The organism is Serratia sp. CY31944 (genome assembly GCF_052169175.1).
GTDB lineage: Bacteria > Pseudomonadota > Gammaproteobacteria > Enterobacterales > Enterobacteriaceae > Serratia > Serratia sarumanii.
The window spans coordinates 1-16400 of the sequence record NZ_JBJNLG010000010.1 but is presented as its reverse complement, the minus strand read 5'-3'; the positions used below and the strand labels follow the sequence as shown (position 1 = coordinate 16400).

14 protein-coding genes are annotated in these 16400 nt (G+C 62.4%); 11 read left to right on the top strand and 3 right to left on the bottom strand.

Annotated features, from left to right (window positions below):
- The first annotated feature begins 13 nt into the window (after positions 1-13).
- The 9 genes from ACJ8IN_RS12065 (at position 14) to ACJ8IN_RS12025 (ending at position 10277) form a co-directional block, all read left to right on the top strand.
- On the top strand, positions 14-922 hold the full coding sequence (locus tag ACJ8IN_RS12065) for a LysR family transcriptional regulator (RefSeq protein ID WP_060428716.1): 909 nt from the start codon (positions 14-16) through the stop codon (positions 920-922).
- Positions 923-1188: 266 nt separating this feature from the next.
- Positions 1189-1626, top strand: a complete 438-nt coding sequence (gene uspA, locus ACJ8IN_RS12060) for a universal stress protein UspA (RefSeq protein ID WP_004930988.1) — start codon at positions 1189-1191, stop codon at positions 1624-1626.
- A 200-nt stretch (positions 1627-1826) separates the two neighbouring features.
- Positions 1827-3170 carry an NADP-specific glutamate dehydrogenase gene (gene gdhA, locus ACJ8IN_RS12055; protein ID WP_033649380.1) on the top strand — a complete coding sequence of 448 codons (1344 nt, stop codon included), beginning with the start codon at positions 1827-1829 and terminating at the stop codon, positions 3168-3170.
- Between the two features lie 329 nt (positions 3171-3499).
- A complete protein-coding gene (locus tag ACJ8IN_RS12050) occupies positions 3500-4486 on the top strand; it encodes an autoinducer 2 ABC transporter substrate-binding protein (protein ID WP_033649381.1) in 987 nt (328 codons plus the stop codon).
- A 104-nt stretch (positions 4487-4590) separates the two neighbouring features.
- Positions 4591-6090 (top strand): sugar ABC transporter ATP-binding protein, encoded by a 1500-nt coding sequence (locus ACJ8IN_RS12045; RefSeq protein WP_060420127.1) that lies wholly within the window; start codon positions 4591-4593, stop codon positions 6088-6090.
- Positions 6083-7072, top strand: a complete 990-nt coding sequence (locus ACJ8IN_RS12040) for an ABC transporter permease (RefSeq protein ID WP_308326111.1) — start codon at positions 6083-6085, stop codon at positions 7070-7072. Before ACJ8IN_RS12045 ends, ACJ8IN_RS12040 begins: the two co-directional genes overlap by 8 nt.
- Before the next feature lies 1 nt (position 7073).
- Positions 7074-8027, top strand: coding sequence for an ABC transporter permease (locus ACJ8IN_RS12035; RefSeq protein WP_033649382.1), 954 nt, complete (start codon positions 7074-7076; stop codon positions 8025-8027).
- A gap of 13 nt (positions 8028-8040) precedes the next feature.
- Positions 8041-9678, top strand: a complete 1638-nt coding sequence (locus tag ACJ8IN_RS12030; protein WP_039569021.1) for an FGGY-family carbohydrate kinase — start codon at positions 8041-8043, stop codon at positions 9676-9678.
- Complete coding sequence (locus ACJ8IN_RS12025; protein WP_060388446.1) at positions 9678-10277, top strand: KpsF/GutQ family sugar-phosphate isomerase; 600 nt, start codon at positions 9678-9680, stop codon at positions 10275-10277. The genes ACJ8IN_RS12030 and ACJ8IN_RS12025 overlap by 1 nt, the downstream gene beginning before the upstream one ends.
- Before the next feature lie 30 nt (positions 10278-10307).
- On the opposite strand, the gene rsmJ is transcribed toward ACJ8IN_RS12025, so the two are convergent.
- From rsmJ to ACJ8IN_RS12010, 3 genes are all read right to left on the bottom strand, one after another.
- A complete protein-coding gene (gene rsmJ, locus ACJ8IN_RS12020; protein WP_033654480.1) occupies positions 10308-11054 on the bottom strand; it encodes a 16S rRNA (guanine(1516)-N(2))-methyltransferase RsmJ in 747 nt (248 codons plus the stop codon).
- Positions 11055-11062: 8 nt separating this feature from the next.
- On the bottom strand, positions 11063-13105 hold the full coding sequence (gene prlC, locus ACJ8IN_RS12015; protein WP_308326112.1) for an oligopeptidase A: 2043 nt from the start codon (positions 13103-13105) through the stop codon (positions 11063-11065).
- Between the two features lie 118 nt (positions 13106-13223).
- Entirely contained in the window at positions 13224-13685 is a 462-nt protein-coding gene (locus tag ACJ8IN_RS12010; protein WP_033654482.1) for an HIT family protein, read from the bottom strand.
- Between the two features lie 214 nt (positions 13686-13899).
- Here ACJ8IN_RS12010 and ACJ8IN_RS12005 point away from each other — a divergent pair, with 214 nt between their 5' ends.
- Positions 13900-14742 carry a 23S rRNA (adenine(2030)-N(6))-methyltransferase RlmJ gene (locus ACJ8IN_RS12005; RefSeq protein WP_004931012.1) on the top strand — a complete coding sequence of 281 codons (843 nt, stop codon included), beginning with the start codon at positions 13900-13902 and terminating at the stop codon, positions 14740-14742.
- 130 nt (positions 14743-14872) lie between these two features.
- A complete protein-coding gene (gorA, locus tag ACJ8IN_RS12000; protein ID WP_033654483.1) occupies positions 14873-16225 on the top strand; it encodes a glutathione-disulfide reductase in 1353 nt (450 codons plus the stop codon).
- Positions 16226-16400 lie beyond the last annotated feature (175 nt).

The window sequence follows — 16400 nt, the reverse complement described above, 5'->3', positions numbered from 1 at the left end:
AACGGGCGCATCGATGGACAGATTCAATCAATACCGCGTATTCGTGCAGGTGGCGGAGATGGGCAGCTTTATCCGCGCAGCCCATGTGCTGGAGGTGCCGCGCGCCTCGGTGTCCGCCGCCGTGCAACAGCTGGAAACGCAGTTGGGCGTGCGCCTGCTGCACCGCACCACGCGGCAGGTGCGGCTGACCGCCGACGGCGAACAGCTGCTCGAGCGGCTGCGCCCGCTGCTGGCCGAGGTGGAGGATATCGATCAGTCGTTTCAGGCCAGCCAGCGCCAGGCCTCCGGGCGGCTCAGCGTCGACGTGCCGAGCCGCATCGCCCGCCGGCTGATCGCGCCGGCGCTGCCCAGCCTGCTGCGGCGCCACCCCCACCTGCAGCTGGTGCTCGGCTCCGCCGATCGCGCCATCGATCTGGTGCAGGAAGGGGTCGACTGCGCGGTGCGCGTCGGCGATCTGCACGACAGCAGCCTGGTGATGCGCCCGCTCGGCCATATCGCGCTGATCAACTGCGCCAGCCCCGCCTACCTGAGCGAATTCGGCCATCCGCTTCAGCCCGCCGATCTTGCCGAGGGGCACAGGAGCATCGGCTACGCCTCGCCCAAAACCGGCCGCGAATCCCCCTGGGAATACCTGACCGCCGACGGCCATACCCAGCGGCTCGAACTGCCCAGCCGGGTGGTGGTCAACAACGCCGAGAGCTATATCGCCTGCTGCCGCGCCGGGCTGGGGCTGATGCAAATCCCGCGCTACGACGTGCAACACCTGCTCGACGCCGGCGAACTGGTGGAAGTCCTGCCCGCTTACCGCGCCGCCTCCATGCCGATCGCCCTGATCTATCCCCATCGTCGCCAGCGCTCACGCCGCCTGGCGGTGTTTCACGAGTGGTTTGAAAGCCTTCTGCAGCCGCATCTGGAGCGCTGATTGCGCATTTAGCGCTATACTTTGTTTAATAACGCTTATAATTCAAGCGGTCAGACCGGCAGCATCCGCATAATCAATAGGCTTTTATGCCGCGCGGGTGTACAACGAAAGGTATCGGGCGGAGAGATTTTCGATGCGGCGCAGTGTGATCGCCCCAACATATCATTGCGTTATCCGAATGATACTATGGAACCAAAAGCGCAAGGCGGGTAAACGGAACGCCTGCTAACCCTTTTAATCGGCATGTTTATGGAAGGAGTATTCTTATGGCTTACAAACACATACTGATCGCGGTGGACCTATCCCCGGAAAGCAAGATCCTGGTAGAAAAAGCCGTCTCGATGGCGCGGCCGTACAACGCTAAAGTTTCTCTGATCCACGTCGATGTCAACTATTCCGACCTCTATACCGGCCTGATCGACGTCAATCTCGGCGACATGCAAAAACGCATCTCCGAGGAAACCCATCAGGCGCTGACCGAGCTGTCGCAAAACGCCGGCTACCCGATCACCGAGACCCTGAGCGGCAGCGGCGATCTGGCGCAGGTATTGGTCGATGCCATCAAGAAATATGACATGGATCTGGTACTGTGCGGCCACCACCAGGATTTCTGGAGCAAGCTGATGTCTTCCGCTCGCCAGCTGATCAATACCGTGCACATCGATATGCTGATCGTGCCGCTGCGCGATGAAGAAGATGAATAAAGTAAGCACTCGCTAACTTAACTGCCCAACGCCCGCGCCCTGCGGGCGTTTTTCATGCCGCCACGCCGATTAATCGCTTGATAATCAACCGCCCTCCGATGATATAGTCGCTAAAGACACAACATCCTCCCCCGGGCATCGCCTATACCCATATCTATAAGAAATAGCGGGGGAAAACTTAATGCTAAAAGGAGTTATCCATGGAATATGCCGTATCGGTAGAGTCTTTCCTGTCCTCGTTACAGCGCCATAACCCCCACCAGCCGGAATATCTGCAGGCGGTGCGCGAAGTCTTCACCTCGCTGTGGCCGTTTATCGAACGCAACCCGCGCTATCGCGAACAGGCCCTGCTGGAGCGCCTGGTGGAGCCCGAGCGCGTCATTCAGTTCCGCGTCAGCTGGGTGGACGATCGCGGCCAGGTGCAGGTCAACCGCGCCTTCCGCGTGCAGTTCAACTCGGCCATCGGCCCCTACAAGGGTGGCATGCGCTTCCATCCGTCGGTAAACCTGTCGATCCTGAAGTTCCTCGGTTTTGAGCAGACTTTCAAGAACGCGTTGACCACCCTGCCGATGGGCGGCGGCAAAGGCGGCTCCGATTTCGATCCCAAGGGCAAAAGCCAGGGCGAGATCATGCGCTTCTGCCAGGCGCTGATGACCGAGCTGTATCGCCACCTGGGGCCGGACACCGACGTGCCGGCCGGCGACATCGGCGTCGGCGGCCGTGAAGTCGGCTTTATGGCCGGCATGATGAAGAAACTGTCCAACAACACCGCCTGCGTGTTTACCGGCAAGGGTCTCTCCTTCGGCGGCAGCCTGATCCGCCCCGAGGCGACCGGCTACGGCCTGGTGTACTTCACCGACGCCATGCTGCAGCGCCACGGCCTGGGCTTTGAGGGCATGCGGGTGGCGGTGTCCGGCTCCGGCAACGTGGCGCAGTACACCATCGAGAAAGCGCTGGAGCTGGACGCGCGCGTGATCACCGTGTCGGATTCCGGCGGCACCCTGGTGGACGAGGACGGCTTCACCACCGAGAAGCTGGCGCACCTGGCGGAGATCAAAAACCAACGCTACGGCAGGGTGGCGGACTATGCCCGCGAACGTGGCCTGACCTATCTGGCCGGCCAGCAGCCGTGGAACGTGCCGGTGGATATCGCCCTGCCGTGCGCCACCCAGAACGAACTGGATCTCGAGGCGGCGCAGACGCTGATCCGCAACGGGGTGAAGGCGGTCGCGGAAGGCGCCAACATGCCGACCACCATCCAGGCCACCGACGCCTTCCTCGACGCCGGCGTGCTGTTCGCGCCGGGCAAGGCGGCCAACGCCGGCGGCGTGGCCACCTCGGGGCTGGAGATGGCGCAAAACGCCGCGCGCATCGGCTGGCGGGCAGAGAAAGTGGATGTACGTTTACAACATATCATGGCCGATATTCACCACGCCTGCGTGGAATACGGCGGCGAAGGCAAGCAAACCCACTACGTGCACGGCGCGAATATCGCCGGTTTCGTCAAGGTCGCCGACGCCATGCTGGCGCAGGGCGTGCTGTAATCCGCCTTAAAGGTGATCTTGTTCACACATCGATTAAATGCTTCAATGCCGGCCTCTGCGCCGGCATTTTTTTATGCTTTCCCACCATCAAAATGATGCTAGCTCGTTAAATAAAAGTTAATAAATGGTTATTTATTGCTTCTTAATCGGTAGTAAATTTACCACCACCAAATAATTAAACATTTATTTAACACAAAATACTGCAATATTTTACTTAACTGTGCGCAGATCACATTTCGTTAACTTCAGCTACGCCCCCTCTTCCATTCCTTTGTAATCTGCAGCGGTGGAAAAACCGCCACCCCTACAGATAAAAAAAGGTACAGCTAATGAAATTTAACCTCGCATTATTAAATGCATGTGTGGTTTCTGCGTGCATGTTATCGACAACACCTGTGTTCGCCGCTGATAAATATGAGATTGCCGTGGTCGCCAAAGTGACCGGCATTCCGTGGTTCAACCGCATGGAAGTGGGCGTCAACGAAGCGGCGAAAAAACTCGACGTCAACGCCTACCAGACCGGCCCTTCTACCCCGGATCCGGCCGCGCAGGTCAAGGTGATTGAGGATCTGATCGCCAAGAACGTCAACGCCATCATCGTGGTGCCGAACGACGCCAAGGTGCTGGAGCCGGTGCTGAAAAAAGCGCGCGACAAAGGCATCGTGGTGCTGACCCATGAATCCCCGGACCAGCAGATCGGCCAGTGGGACATCGAGACCATCGACAGCGAGAAATACGCGCAGGCCAACGTCGATGAACTGGCGAAAGACATGGGCGGCAAAGGCGGCTATGCGATCTACGTCGGCTCGCTGACCGTGCCGCTGCACAACGCCTGGGCCGATTCCGCCATCAAATACCAGAAAGAAAAATACCCGGACATGTTTGAAGTCACCTCGCGCCTGCCGGTGGCGGAAAGCATCGACAAATCCTACGCCACCACGCTGGATCTGATGAAAACCTATCCGCAGATGAAGGGCATCATCGGCTTCGGCTCGCTCGGCCCGATCGGCGCCGGCCAGGCGGTGGCCAAGAAACGCGCCAAGGACAAGATCGCGGTGGTGGGCATCGCCATGCCGGCGCAGGCCGCCCCTTACCTGATGCGCGGCGACATCAAAAAAGCGCTGCTGTGGGATCCGAAAGACGCCGGCTATGCGCTGGTGACGGTGGCCGACCAGCTGCTGCAGGGCAAGGAAGTGAACAAGGATCTGGCGATCGAGGGCCTCGGCAAGGCCGACGTCGACATGGAACACAAAGTGATTCGGTTTAACAAGATTTTGGAAGTCACCAAAGACAACGCCCAATCGCTTGGATTCTGATTTTTCGCGTAATTTCGCCACACCGGGAAAGTAGTTAAACCCTCGTAGGGGCGCAGCTTGCTGCGCCCAGGGCTTCGGCCGCTACGCAAGCACAGGTTAACGTTATGACAGCCTCCCCCGCATTTATCACCCTGGAGAATATCAGCAAGCGATTCCCAGGCGTGCTGGCATTAGACCAGATCAACCTGACGCTCAATATTGGCGAAGTGCACTGCCTGGCCGGGCAAAACGGCTGCGGCAAAAGCACCATCATTAAAATCATCTCCGGCGTCTATCAGCCGGAAAAAGGCGCCAACATTTCGCTTGAAGGCAAACTCTTCCACGCCCTGACGCCGCAGCTGTCCGGTTATTACGGCATACAGGTAATCTACCAGGACCTGTCGCTGTTCCCCAACCTGACGGTGGCGGAGAACATCGCCATCCACCGTTACCTGCCCGGCGGCCATTTCTGGGTACGCAAGCGGGTGATGCGCCAGACGGCGCTCGACGCCATGGCGCGGGTCGGCATACGCATCGATCCCGATAAAAAGGTGGAAAAACTGTCGATCGCCGATCGGCAACTGGTGGCGATTTGCCGCGCCATCGCCGCCGAGGCGCGGTTGGTTATCATGGACGAACCGACCGCCTCGCTGACCCGCCAGGAGGTCGACGGCCTGCTGCGGGTGGTCAACGAGCTGAAGGCGGCCGGCATCTGCGTGGTGTTCGTCAGCCACAGATTGGATGAAGTGATGGAAGTCGCCGATCGCATCAGCGTGATGCGCGACGGCAAGCTGGTGGGCACCTGGCCGGCCAGCGAACTGGACAGCCATGAACTGGCGTTCCTGATGACCGGCCAACGCTTCCACTACAGCCCGCTGCCGCCGCTACCGCCGGCCGAACAGGCGCCGCTGCTCGAGGTACGCAACCTCAGCCGCGGCGAGAAATACCGCAACGTCAATCTGGCGCTGCGCGGCGGCGAGATCGTCTCGATCGTCGGCCTGCTCGGTGCCGGCCGCACCGAACTGTGCCTCAGCCTGTTCGGCATGACGCGGCCGGACAGCGGCGAGATCCGCATCGAGGGCCAGGCGGTGCAGCTGCACAACAACCGCGAAGCGGTGCGCCACGGCATCGGCTATGTGTCGGAGGATCGTCTGACGCAGGGGTTGATCATGGAGCAATCGATCTACGACAACACCATCGTCACCGTCTTCGATCGGCTGCATACCTCGCTCGGGCTGCTGGATCACGCCAAAGCGACCGAGCTGGTCAACCGGCTGATCCGCGATCTGAACATCAAGGTGTCCGACAGCGCATTGCCGGTGAAAACCCTGTCCGGCGGCAACGCCCAGCGCATCGCCATCGCCAAGTGGGTGGCGACCCAGCCGAAGATCCTGATCCTCGACTCGCCCACCGTCGGCGTGGACATCGCCAACAAAGAGGGGATCTACCAGATCGCCCGCGATCTGGCGCAGCTGGGCATGGCGGTGCTGATGATCTGCGACGAGATCCCGGAAGCCTATTACAACAGCCATCGGGTGATGGTGATGCGCAAGGGCGAGCTGATCGCCGAGTTTGCGCCGCACCAGAGTACCGAGCAACAGATCGCCGAGGTGGTGAATGGATAAGTCATTATTGGCCCGCCTGGCCGGGCGGCACGAGTTTTATCTCGGCCTGTTGGTGCTGCTGCTGGCGATCGGCCTGAGCGCCGGCACCGACGAGTTTCTGACGCTCGGCAACCTGACCGACGTCGCCACCAGCTACGCCATTCTCGGCATCCTGGCCTGCGGGCTGTTCGTGGTGCTGATCGCCGGCGGCATCGACATTTCGTTCCCGGCGGTCACCGCCATTGCCCAGTATGTGATGGCCAGCTGGGTGATCCAGCACGGCGGCAGCTTCCCGCAGGCGTTCGCCCTGGCGATTGGCGTCGGCCTGCTGCTCGGGCTGGTGAACGGCTTTCTGGTGTACTGGCTGAAAGTGCCGGCAATCATCATCACCATCGCCACCCTCAACCTGTTCTACGGCCTGCTGGTGTACGCCACCAACGGTACCTGGCTGTACGGCTTCCCGGACTGGTTCATGAACGGCATCAACTGGTTCTCGTTCCAGGGCGCCGACGGCTACGACTACGGCCTGACGCTGCCGCTGCTGTGCCTGCTGGGGACCATCGTCGTCACCGGCGTGCTGATGAACCGCACCCGGCTGGGGCGCCAGATCTACGCCATGGGCGGCAACCGCGACGCGGCGTCGCGCCTGGGGTTGAACCTGCTGCGGCTGCATTTTTGCGTCTACGGCTACATGGGCATTCTGGCCGGCGTCGCGGCGGTGGTGCAGGCGCAGATCACCCAGTCGGTGGCCCCCAACTCGCTGCTCGGCTTCGAGCTGACGGTATTGGCGGCGGTGGTGCTGGGCGGCACCAGCATGAGCGGCGGCCGCGGCTCGTTGACCGGTACCCTGCTCGGCGTGGTGCTGCTGGCCTTCCTGCAAAACGGGCTGACGCTGCTCAGCGTCTCGGCCTATTGGCACCAGGTATTCAGCGGCGCGATCATTTTGATCAGCATCAGCACCACCGCCTGGAACGAAAAACGCAAGCTGCTCAAGGAGATCTGACATGACGCAGTTAACTCGGTTGATCCCAAACGATCGGATCATTCGCCTGCAGGGCGCGATCATCATCGCGGTGGCGCTGCTGTTCGCCGGGCTGCTCGGATCGCGCTTCTTCAGCCTCGGCAACTTCCAGTCGATCGCCTCGCAGCTGCCGATCCTCGGCCTGCTGGCGCTCGGCATGGGCATCACCATGCTGACCGGCGGCATCAACCTGTCGATCATCGCCGGCGCCAACGCCTGTTCGCTGGTGATGGCGGCAATCATCGTCAGCCACCCTGACCAGCCGCTGTTCCTGGCGCTGGCGCTGGTGGCCGGCCTGCTGGTGGCGGTGGCGATCGGCGCGCTCAATGGCGCGCTGGTAGCCTGGATCGGCGTCTCGCCCATCCTCGCCTCGCTCGGCACCATGACCCTGATCACCGGCCTGAATATCCTGCTGTCCAACGGCGCGGTGATCTCCGGCTTCCCGGCGGCGATTCAATTTCTCGGCAACGGCGCCGTGCTCGGCGTGCCGGTGGCACTGATCCTGTTCCTGCTGGTGGCGGCCGGGCTGTGGCTGTTGCTGGAGCACACCACGCTGGGCCGCAGCCTGTACCTGATCGGCTCCAACGAGCAGGCCACCCGCTTCAGCGGCGTGAACACCGCGCGGGTGCAGGTAGCGGTGTATATCCTGTCGGCGCTGCTCGGCTGGGGCGCCGCCCTGCTGATGATGGCCAAGTTCAACTCGGCCAAGGCCGGCTACGGCGAATCTTATCTGCTGGTGACCATTCTGGCCTCGGTGCTGGGCGGCATTAACCCGGACGGCGGCTTCGGCCGCATTCTGGGGCTGGTGCTGGCGCTGATCGTGCTGCAAATGTTGGAAAGCGGCCTCAATTTGCTGGGGGTCAGCAGCTACCTGACCATGGCCCTGTGGGGCGGCGTGCTGATCCTGTTTATCGCGTTACAGAATCGAAAAGCTTAGGAGAAAACAGATAATGGCGAGCTATTTTATTGGCGTAGACGTGGGCACCGGAAGCGCGCGCGCGGGCGTATTCGATCTCAATGGCCGCATGGTCGGCCAGGCCAGCCGGGCCATCGATCTGTACCGGCCGAAGGCGGATTTCGTCGAGCAGTCGTCGGATAACATCTGGCAGGCGGTGTGCAATGCGGTGCGCGACGCGGTCAACCAGGCCGACATCAACCCGATCCAGGTCAAGGGGTTGGGCTTCGACGCCACCTGTTCGCTGGTGGTGCTGGATAAAGAGGGCAAGCCGCTGACCGTCAGCCCCTCCGGCCGCACCGAACAGAACATCATCGTGTGGATGGATCACCGGGCGATCGCCCAGGCCGAGCGCATCAACGCCACCAAACACCGGGTGCTGGACTTCGTCGGCGGCATTATCTCGCCGGAGATGCAGACGCCGAAACTGCTGTGGCTGAAACAGCACATGCCCACCACCTGGGCCAACGCCGGCTACCTGTTCGATCTGCCGGACTTCCTCACCTGGCGCGCCACCCAGGATGCCACCCGCTCGCTGTGTTCGACGGTATGCAAGTGGACCTATCTCGGCCACGAACAGCGCTGGGACAAGAGCTACTTCCAGCAGATCGGGCTGGAAGACGTGCTGGAACATGACGCGGCCAAGATCGGCAGCGACGTCAAAATGATGGGCGAGCCGCTGGGCCACGGCCTGACCCAGCGCGCCGCCGGCGAGATGGGGCTGATCGCCGGCACGGCGGTGAGCGTGTCGATCATCGACGCCCACGCCGGCACCCTCGGCACGCTGGGCGCCACCGGCGTCTCCGGCGAGGTGGCCGACTTCAATCGCCGCGTCGCGCTGATCGGCGGCACCTCCACCGGCCATATGGCGATGTCGCGCACCGCGCGCTTTATCGGCGGCGTCTGGGGGCCGTATTACTCGGCGATCCTGCCGGAATACTGGCTGAACGAAGGCGGCCAGTCCGCCACCGGCGCGCTGATCGACCACGTCATCCAGTCGCACCCGTGCTACCCGGAGCTACTGACGCAGGCGAAAACTCAGGGGCAGACCATCTATGAGGTGTTGAACGCCATTCTGCGCCGCATGGCCGGCGAGCCGGAGAATATCGCCTTCCTGACGCAGGACATTCATATGCTGCCGTACTTCCACGGCAACCGCTCGCCGCGCGCCAACCCGACGCTGACCGGCATCCTGACCGGGCTGAAGCTGTCGCGCACGCCGGAGGACATGGCGCTGCACTACCTGGCCACCATTCAGGCCATCGCGCTCGGCACCCGCCACATCATCGAAACCATGAACCACAGCGGCTACAGCATCGACACCATTATGGCCAGCGGCGGCGGCACCAAGAACCCGATCTTCGTGCAGGAGCACGCCAACGCCACCGGCTGCGCCATGCTGCTGCCGGAGGAGAGCGAAGCGATGCTGCTCGGCGGCGCGATGATGGGCACCGTGGCGGCGGGCGTGTTCGACACCCTGCCGGAGGCGATGAGCGCCATGAGCCGCATCGGCAAGACGGTCACGCCGCAGACCAACCAGATAAAAAGCTACTACGACCGCAAATACCGGGTATTCCACGAGCTGTACAACGACCACATGAAATACCGCCGGTTGATGCAGGAGGAGGCGTGATGCAGCAGGAATGGCGGCAGGCGGTGCAGGGTTGGCAAACCTACAGTCAGGAGCTGGCGCAGCTGGGCGAGCGCCTCGACGCGCGCACCTGGCAACGGCTGCTGACGCTGCTGGCCGACTGCCGCGGTAAAATCGCCGTCACCGGCGTCGGCACCTCGGGGATTGCGGCGCGCAAGATAGCCCACATGCTGGCCTGCGTGGAACGGCCGGCGGTCTACCTCGACGCCACCGGCGCGGCGCACGGCGATCTGGGCTTTCTGCGCGCCGACGATCTGCTGATCCTGATCTCACGCGGCGGCAATTCCGACGAGCTGACCCGCCTGCTGCCGACGCTGCAGGCCAAGGGAGTGACGCTGATCGCGGTGACGGAAAACCCGCATTCCGCCATCGCACAGGCGGCGCAGTTGACGATCGCCACCGGGGTGCAAAAGGAGATAGATCCGCTGAACATGCTGGCCACCACCTCAATTGTGCTGGTGCTGGCGATCTTCGACGCCGCCTGCGCCTGCTTGATGGCGCGCAGCGGTTACGACAAGGACACCTTGTTGGCGGTGCATCCGGGCGGCGGCGTGGGGAAAAGCTTGCGGGAGGAAAACTGAGGGCCCGACACGGCGGGCCCTAGGCAGACATTACAGCGGCATGTAGATATCGAAACGGTGGCTTTTGGTCAGCGTGGCGGCGTGCGCCGGCACGTCGGCCAGCGGCGGCGCGTAGTCCGGGCGCTTCACCACCACGCGCTTGGTCGCCAGGCGGCGCGCCGGCTCCAGCAGGCCGTCGGCGTCATCGTCGCTGCCCACCAGCGATTGAAACACCCGCATCTCTTTCTTCACCAGCGCGCTTTTTTGCTTGTGCGGGAACATCGGATCGAGATACACCACCTCGGGGCGCGGGCTGAGATCCGCCAGCGCCGTCAGGCTGGAGGCGTGCAGCAGCGTCAGGCGCTCGCGCAGCCACGGGCCGATTTCCGCATCCTGATAGCCGCGCTGCAGGCCGTCGTCCAGCAACGCCGCCACCACCGGATTGCGCTCCAGCATCCGCACCCGGCAGCCCAGCGCCGCCAGCACGAAGGCGTCGCGCCCCAGCCCGGCGGTAGCGTCCACCACGTCCGGCAGATAGCTGCCCTTGATGCCGACCGCTTTGGCCACCGCCTCGCCGCGGCCGCCGCCGAAACGGCGCCGGTGCGCCATGGTGCCGGTGACGAAATCGACGTAGATTCCGCCGAGCTTCGGCTCGTCGCGCTTGCGCAGCTCCAGCCGCTGCGGGGTCAGTACCAGCGCCATCGGCGCGTCGTCGTCGGACGTCAGCCGCCAGCGCTGCGCCAAAACAGACAAGGCGCCGGGATCGGCGCCTGCTTCACACAATAAACACACGCTCACGTGTCGGGTTATCCTTTAATGCCGTAATGGCGCAGCATAGCATCCAGCTGCGGCTCGCGGCCACGGAAGCGTTTGAACAGCGCCATCGGCTCTTCCGAACCGCCGCGCGACAGGATGTTGTCGAGGAAGGATTTGCCGGTTTCGGCGTTGAAAATCCCCTCTTCTTCGAAGCGCGAGTAGGCGTCGGCCGACAGCACTTCCGCCCACAGGTAGCTGTAGTAACCCGCCGCATAGCCGCCGGCGAAGATGTGGCTGAAGGCGTGCGGGAAGCGGCCCCAGCTTGGCGAAGGCACCACCGCCACCATTTTCTTCACTTCCGCCAGCGTCGGCAGGATCTGCGCCCCTTTTTCCGGGCTGTATTCGAAGTGCATGCGGAAATCGAACAGGCCGAACTCCAGCTGGCGCAGGATGAACAGCGCCGCCTGGTAATTCTTGGCCGCCAGCAGCTTGTCGAGCATGGCCTTCGGCAGCGGTTCGCCGCTCTGGTAGTGGCCGGAGATAAACGCCAGCGCTTCCGGCTCCCAGCACCAGTTTTCCATAAACTGGCTCGGCAGCTCGACCGCATCCCACGGCACCCCGTTGATGCCGGAGACGCCGGCGGTATCGATCTGCGTCAGCATGTGATGCAGACCGTGGCCGAACTCGTGGAACAGCGTGGTCACTTCGTTATGGGTGAACAGCGCCGGCTGGTTGCCCAGCGGGCGGTTGAAGTTGCAGGTCAGGTAAGCGACCGGCTTTTGCAGCGTGCCGTCGGCCTTGCGCAGGCTGCCGACGCAGTCGTCCATCCAGGCGCCGCCGCGTTTGTTTTCGCGGGCGTACAAATCGAGATAGAAGCTGCCGCGCAGCTCGCCGTTAGCGGCGAACAGATCGAAGAAGCGCACGTCCGGATGCCAGGTCTCCACGTCTTTACGCTCTTTGGCGGTGATGCCGTAGATGCGTTTCACCACTTCGAACAGCCCTTCCACCACCCGCTGCTCCGGGAAGTACGGGCGCAGCTGCTCGTCGCTGATGGAGAACAGGTGCTGCTTCTGTTTTTCGCCGTAATAGGTGATGTCCCAGGCTTCGAGCTCGTCCACGCCATAGTGCTGTTTGGCGAAGGCGCGCAGCTGCGCCAGCTCTTGCTCGGCCTGCGGGCGGGCGCGCTTGGCCAGATCGCTCAGGAAGCCGATCACCTGCTCCGGGCTCTCCGCCATTTTGGTCGCCAGCGACTTGTCGGCGTAGGTGTCGAAGCCCAGCAGCTGAGCCAGCTCGTGGCGCAGCGCCAGCGTTTCCGCCATCACTTCGCTGTTGTCCCATTTGCCGGCGTTCGGCCCCTGATCGGAGGCGCGGGTGGCGAAGGCGCGGTACATCTCTTCGCGCAGCGCGCGGTTGTCGGCGTAGGTCAACACCGGCAGGTAGCTCGGCATGTCCAGCGTCAGCAGCCAACCGTCCTGCTCTTTGGCCTGCGCCATCGCCTGTGCCTGCGCCAGGGCGCTCTCCGGCAGGCCGCTCAGCTCGGCTTCGTCGGTAATCAGTTTGCTCCAGCCCATGGTGGCGTCGAGCACGTTGTTGCTGTAGGTGGAACCCAGTTCGGACAGGCGCGCGACGATCTCGCCGTAGCGCTGCTGTTTATCCGCCGACAGGCCGATGCCCGACAGTTCGAAATCGCGCAGCGCGTTGTCCACCGCCTTGCGCTGCGGCACGCTCAGCGCCTCGAACGCCGCGCCCTCTTTCAGGCTGCGGTAGGCCTGGTACAGCCCTTCGTGCTGGCCGACCCAGGTGCCGTACTCGGACAGCAGCGGCAGCGCCTGCTCATAGGCGGCGCGCAGCTCCGGGCTGTTTTTCACCGAGTTCAGGTGCCCGATCGGCGACCAGATGCGCGACAGCCGATCGTCCGACTCCGCCAGCGGCTGACACAGATTGTCCCAGGTGAACGGCCCCGGCTGCGCGACCACGCGCTCTACCGCGGCGCGGCAGTCCGCCAGCGCGGATTGCACCGCAGGCACGATATCTTCAGGGCGGATCGCCGAGAACGGCGGCAGGGAAAACGGGGTCAGCAACGGATTTGTCATAGGGCAGTCCTGATTAGCGTTGGGGCCCGCCGTGGGGGCGAGCCTTAAAATGCGTATGAATCTCTAACATGGAGCCAGACAACAGGAAAATCAATGCCCGGCGTTGATCGTTGGTGCCTTAAACGGCGCTTTGGCGGATGCGGGCGGCCAGCGCCGCCAGCTGCTCGTCGTCGGCGCGCGCGGCGTCGTGGGAGGAGATATAGCCCTCGTAACGCGCGAAAAACTTCGGCGAGGTCGATTCGATCGGCCGCCACTGCTCCAGCGACGCGGTGCCGTGCAGCGGGATCAGTTTGGCGTGCACGTGGTCGACGCCGTAACCCTCGAACACCATACCGCAGCGGCCGACGTCGTCGAACGCGCGGTCCAGCTGCTTCGCTACCCGCTTGGTCGCCAGCATCAACGCGCTCAATACCTCGTCCGGCAGGTCAAAGGCGTAGCTCGGGTGGTGCGCCTTGGGGATCACCACGCTGAAACCGTCGGTGTTGGGAAAGATGGACAGGAACGCCAGATGGTCGTCGTCTTCCCAGATTTTATGGCACGGCGCCTTGCCCGCCACGATGTCGCAAAAAATGCAGCTCATCCTTTCTCCTTGTGATTCACAGCGTTTCAACCCATTCGAACGCTTCGAACACCGGCCGCCAGAACGCCCGTTTGCTCATCGTCCTGTCCCTTTCTGTGAACGTCTGCGGCAACGGAGTCCGGTTTTTCCCGGCCAGACAGTTTATACTGTGCAGATTATAAGCCTTATTGCATTGAATGCTCCGCCTGCGGAGCACAAGGAACCGCCACCCGTCATGTTAAGTTATCGCCACAGTTTCCACGCCGGCAACCACGCCGACGTGCTCAAGCACACCGTTCAGAGCCTGATCATCGAGTCGCTGAAGGAAAAAGAGAAGCCGTTCCTGTATCTGGATACCCACTCGGGCGCGGGCCGTTATCAGCTCAGCGGCGAACACGCCGAGCGCACCGGCGAATACCTGGAAGGCATCGGCCTGCTGTGGCAGCGCGACGATCTGCCGGAAGAGCTGGCGGCCTACATGAGCGTGGTGCACAACTTCAACCGTTCCGGCACGCTGCGCTACTACCCCGGTTCGCCGCTGATCGCCCGCCAGCTGCTGCGCCCGCAGGACAAAATTCACCTGACCGAGCTGCACCCGAGCGACTACCCGCTGCTGCGCAGCGAGTTCCAGAAAGACGAGCGCGCCAAAGTGCAGCGCGCCGACGGCTATCAGCAGCTGAAATCCCAGCTGCCGCCCCTGTCGCGCCGCGGCCTGATCCTGATGGACCCGCCGTATGAAATGAAGACCGATTACCAGGACGTGGTCAAAGGCATTCAGGAAGGCTACAAGCGTTTCGCCACCGGCACCTACGCGCTGTGGTACCCGGTGGTGATGCGCCAGCAGATCAAACGCATGCTGCGCGATCTGGAAGCCACCGGCATTCGCCGCATTCTGCAGATCGAACTGGCGGTGAAACCCGACAGCGATCAGCGCGGCATGACCGCCTCCGGCATGATCGTCATCAACCCGCCGTGGAAACTGGAACAGCAGATGAAAAACGTGCTGCCGTGGCTGCACAAGGTGCTGGTGCCGTCGGGCATCGGCCACCATCTGGTGAACTGGGTGGTACCGGAATAATCCCCGGCAGGGCGCGGTTCGCCGCGCCCTGCGTCCACCTATCGCAGCCATCGACGCAATCTTTGCGACAAACCCCGGTCAGGCGTTAAACTCTTACCCTCTTCAAATTCACAACTCATGGAAATCCCAGATGACGAAACATTACGATTATCTAGCAATTGGCGGCGGCAGCGGCGGTATCGCATCGATCAACCGGGCAGCCATGTACGGCCAAAAGTGTGCGCTGATTGAAGCCAAAGAGCTGGGCGGCACCTGTGTAAACGTGGGTTGTGTACCGAAAAAAGTCATGTGGCACGCGGCGCAGATCGCCGAGGCCATCCATCAGTACGGCCCGGACTACGGCTTCGACACCACCGTCAACGCCTTCGACTGGAAGAAGCTGGTCGCCAACCGCACCGCCTATATCGACCGCATCCACAACTCCTACGACAACGTGCTGGGCAAGAACAAGGTCGACGTGATCAAAGGCTTCGCGCGCTTCGTGGATGCGCACACCGTGGAAGTGAACGGCGAGCTCATCACCGCCGACCACATCCTGATCGCCACCGGCGGCCGCCCGAGCCACCCGGCTATTCCGGGTGCGGAATACGGCATCGACTCCGACGGCTTCTTTGAGCTGGACGCCATGCCGAAGCGCGTCGCCGTAGTCGGCGCCGGCTATATCGCCGTGGAGATCGCCGGCGTGCTGAACGCGCTGGGCGCGGAAACGCACCTGTTCGTGCGCAAGCACGCGCCGCTGCGCAGCTTCGATCCGATGATCGTCGAAACCCTGGTGGAAGTGATGAACACCGAAGGGCCGAGCCTGCATACCGAATCGGTGCCGAAAGCGATCGTCAAGAACGCCGACGGCAGCCTGACGCTGCAGCTGGAAAACGGCAAGGCATTCACCGTCGACTGCCTGATTTGGGCCATCGGCCGCGAACCGGCGACCGACAACCTGAACCTCGGCGTTACCGGGGTGAAAACCAATGAGAAAGGCTATATTGACGTCGATAAGTTCCAGAACACCAATGTCAAAGGCATCTACGCGGTGGGCGACAACACCGGCGCGGTAGAGCTGACCCCGGTCGCCGTGGCCGCCGGCCGCCGCCTGTCCGAGCGCCTGTTCAACAACAAGCCGGATGAGCACCTGGATTACAGCAACATCGCCACCGTGGTGTTCAGCCACCCGCCGATCGGCACTATCGGCCTGACCGAGCCGGAAGCTATCGAGAAGTTCGGCGCGGACAACGTGAAGGTGTACAAATCCTCCTTCACCGCCATGTACAGCGCCGTGACGCAGCACCGCCAGCCGTGCCGCATGAAGCTGGTGTGCGCGGGTAAAGAAGAGAAAATCGTCGGCCTGCACGGCATCGGCTTCGGCATGGATGAAATCCTGCAGGGCTTCGCCGTGGCGGTGAAGATGGGCGCCACCAAGAAGGACTTCGACAACACCGTGGCGATACACCCGACCGCGGCGGAAGAGTTCGTTACCATGCGCTGAGGCGCAGCCTCGCCGAGTTCCGGCGCATAACAGGCCAGGCGCGAAAGCGTCTGGCTTTTTTATTGTAAGCCTTAAACCACCTCCTAAGGAGGTGGTGATTGAACCTGTGAGGCTCTAGCCTGAAGGAAACCCATGCCGGAATATTCCAGCTTACTCACCACAAGTAAGAAGGAAA

What these genes read in the sequence shown, in the direction of transcription:
- ACJ8IN_RS12065 (WP_060428716.1), top strand. Translation starts at nt 14, where the DNA reads ATGGACAGATTCAATCAATACCGCGTATTCGTGCAGGTGGCGGAGATG.
- uspA (WP_004930988.1), top strand. Translation starts at nt 1,189, where the DNA reads ATGGCTTACAAACACATACTGATCGCGGTGGACCTATCCCCGGAAAGC.
- gdhA (WP_033649380.1), top strand. Translation starts at nt 1,827, where the DNA reads ATGGAATATGCCGTATCGGTAGAGTCTTTCCTGTCCTCGTTACAGCGC.
- ACJ8IN_RS12050 (WP_033649381.1), top strand. Translation starts at nt 3,500, where the DNA reads ATGAAATTTAACCTCGCATTATTAAATGCATGTGTGGTTTCTGCGTGC.
- ACJ8IN_RS12045 (WP_060420127.1), top strand. Translation starts at nt 4,591, where the DNA reads ATGACAGCCTCCCCCGCATTTATCACCCTGGAGAATATCAGCAAGCGA.
- ACJ8IN_RS12040 (WP_308326111.1), top strand. Translation starts at nt 6,083, where the DNA reads ATGGATAAGTCATTATTGGCCCGCCTGGCCGGGCGGCACGAGTTTTAT.
- ACJ8IN_RS12035 (WP_033649382.1), top strand. Translation starts at nt 7,074, where the DNA reads ATGACGCAGTTAACTCGGTTGATCCCAAACGATCGGATCATTCGCCTG.
- ACJ8IN_RS12030 (WP_039569021.1), top strand. Translation starts at nt 8,041, where the DNA reads ATGGCGAGCTATTTTATTGGCGTAGACGTGGGCACCGGAAGCGCGCGC.
- ACJ8IN_RS12025 (WP_060388446.1), top strand. Translation starts at nt 9,678, where the DNA reads ATGCAGCAGGAATGGCGGCAGGCGGTGCAGGGTTGGCAAACCTACAGT.
- prlC (WP_308326112.1), bottom strand. Translation starts at nt 13,105, where the DNA reads ATGACAAATCCGTTGCTGACCCCGTTTTCCCTGCCGCCGTTCTCGGCG.
- ACJ8IN_RS12010 (WP_033654482.1), bottom strand. Translation starts at nt 13,685, where the DNA reads ATGAGCTGCATTTTTTGCGACATCGTGGCGGGCAAGGCGCCGTGCCAT.
- ACJ8IN_RS12005 (WP_004931012.1), top strand. Translation starts at nt 13,900, where the DNA reads ATGTTAAGTTATCGCCACAGTTTCCACGCCGGCAACCACGCCGACGTG.
- gorA (WP_033654483.1), top strand. Translation starts at nt 14,873, where the DNA reads ATGACGAAACATTACGATTATCTAGCAATTGGCGGCGGCAGCGGCGGT.